Origin of the sequence: Halomonas sp. ND22Bw (assembly GCF_003011945.1) — a bacterium.
Taxonomy (GTDB): domain Bacteria; phylum Pseudomonadota; class Gammaproteobacteria; order Pseudomonadales; family Halomonadaceae; genus Halomonas; species Halomonas halophila.
The window spans coordinates 1-474 of record NZ_PXWD01000135.1; the positions used below are offsets into that span (position 1 = coordinate 1).

Sequence of the window (474 nt, forward strand, 5' to 3'; positions counted from 1 at the left end):
CGGCGACTGGATTCTGATCGGCTGGGGCGACGCGCGATTCTATGTGGATCAGAGCCCGATCGCGGACCGCCTGCCGGACGGCGCCCGCGCCTTCTTCCGGCCGGGCAATGCATCGGTCGTCATGCTGGATCCGGTCAGCGTCGATCCCGGCGCGAGCCACGGCGGCGACGTGGCTCGCCTGATCCTGACACAGGCGCAGTTCGACCAGATGGCGGCGCGCGTCGAACAGTCCCTGGCGATGTCCGGCGGTTCGCCCCGGATCGTCGCGGCCCGCCCCGGTGATGACGCGCGGTTCTTCGCCAGTCGCGAGACCTTCTCCATCGGACATCTGTGCAACCACTGGACTTCCAGCGTGCTGAACGCGGCGGGCGTGCCGATCCGGCCGGTCCGGTCCATCACCTCGGCCGAGGTGATGCGGTCCGTGCGGGCGGCGGAACGGGCCAAGGACCCGGAGCGAAAACTGGACATGGAGCC

Annotated in this window: 1 protein-coding gene; it reads left to right on the forward strand. The window is 69.6% G+C overall.

Annotated elements, in window-relative coordinates:
• On the forward strand, nucleotides 1-474 hold a 474-nt coding region (locus tag CVH10_RS17350; RefSeq protein WP_106489344.1), incomplete at both ends, for a DUF2459 domain-containing protein.